Origin of the sequence: Thalassobacterium maritimum, assembly GCF_031127805.1 — a bacterium.
Classification (GTDB): Bacteria; Verrucomicrobiota; Verrucomicrobiia; order Opitutales; family Coraliomargaritaceae; genus Thalassobacterium; species Thalassobacterium maritimum.
The window spans coordinates 1-491 of record NZ_JARXHW010000229.1 but is presented as its reverse complement, the minus strand read 5'-3'; the positions used below and the strand labels follow the sequence as shown (position 1 = coordinate 491).

Genomic DNA, 491 nt, shown 5'->3' with positions numbered 1-491 from the left:
CGTTGAGACCAGACACCCATCCTGTGGGCTCAGTCGTCCTGTTGATTTTTAGAGTTTTACGGGCGGGTTAAATGGGTTGTCTGTGTCGTCTGGATGGGTCTTCCTAGGAGACTGCGGGAAATGCCACGAGAGCCGAGAAGAATGTGATAATCCCGATACTTGCCAGTGCAAATCTTGAGTATTCCCTTTCTTCATCAAAATTAAAATAGATCCAGAACATCATCCCTGCAGCGCTAAAGAGGAAGGGCAGAAATAGGAGTTCTGTTATTCTGTCCGCGACTGCGCCTCTCCACTTGAACATTTGGTTCACGATAATCGTAACCGGCAGAGCCCAGATGAATGTCATCAACGCGGTGTAGATCAATCGTCTGAGCATCTTCATTTAATTTTTCACCCATCGTTGAGACCAGACACCCATCCTGTGGGCTCAGTCGTCCTGTTGATTTTTAGAGTTTTACGGGCGGGTTAAATGGGTTGTCTGTGTCGTCTGG

The 491-nt window shown here is 47.7% G+C and carries 1 protein-coding gene; it reads right to left on the bottom strand.

What is annotated here, in order from left to right; genetic code table 11:
* Positions 1–103 precede the first annotated feature (103 nt).
* Entirely contained in the window at positions 104–382 is a 279-nt protein-coding gene (locus tag QEH52_RS20160; RefSeq protein ID WP_308952762.1) for a hypothetical protein, read from the bottom strand.
* Positions 383–491 lie beyond the last annotated feature (109 nt).

Coding starts and splice junctions, on each gene's coding strand:
- QEH52_RS20160 (WP_308952762.1), bottom strand. CDS start 382: ATGAAGATGCTCAGACGATTGATCTACACCGCGTTGATGACATTCATC.